The 423-nt window shown below is 55.1% G+C and carries 1 protein-coding gene; it reads right to left on the reverse strand.

The window, feature by feature from the left end:
- On the reverse strand, nucleotides 1-423 hold a 423-nt coding region (locus GOU96_RS18340; RefSeq protein ID WP_324702127.1), incomplete at both ends, for a transketolase-like TK C-terminal-containing protein.

Below are 423 nucleotides of genomic sequence, written 5' to 3' on the forward strand. Positions count from 1 at the left end.
CGCAGGTGCGGATTCACCAAAGCTGGTCATACCGATGATGCGACCACCAAAGCCAACATACTTGTACCAGAAGTCGGCAATACCGGCTTCAATCGCGATACGCTTGGTGACTGCCGCTGGCAGAACGGCTTCACGGTAAGCGGCATCTTGCTTATCAAACGCGTCGGTTGATGGCATAGAGACCACGCGAACCGCTTTGCCTTCTGCGCTCAGTTGCTCGTAAGCGGCAACTGCGAGTTCCACTTCAGAGCCGGTCGCAATCAGGATAAGCTCAGGTTGGCCTGCACACTCTTTCAGGATGTAACCACCCTTAGCGATGTTCGCGACTTGCTCAGCGCTGCGTGGTTGCTGCGCGAGGTTTTGACGCGAGAAAATCAGCGCAGATGGCGCATCTTTACGCTCAATCGCCAGTTTCCAAGCCAT

This window comes from Vibrio sp. R-1 (genome assembly GCF_035615595.1).
Classification (GTDB): domain Bacteria; phylum Pseudomonadota; class Gammaproteobacteria; order Enterobacterales; family Vibrionaceae; genus Vibrio; species Vibrio cholerae.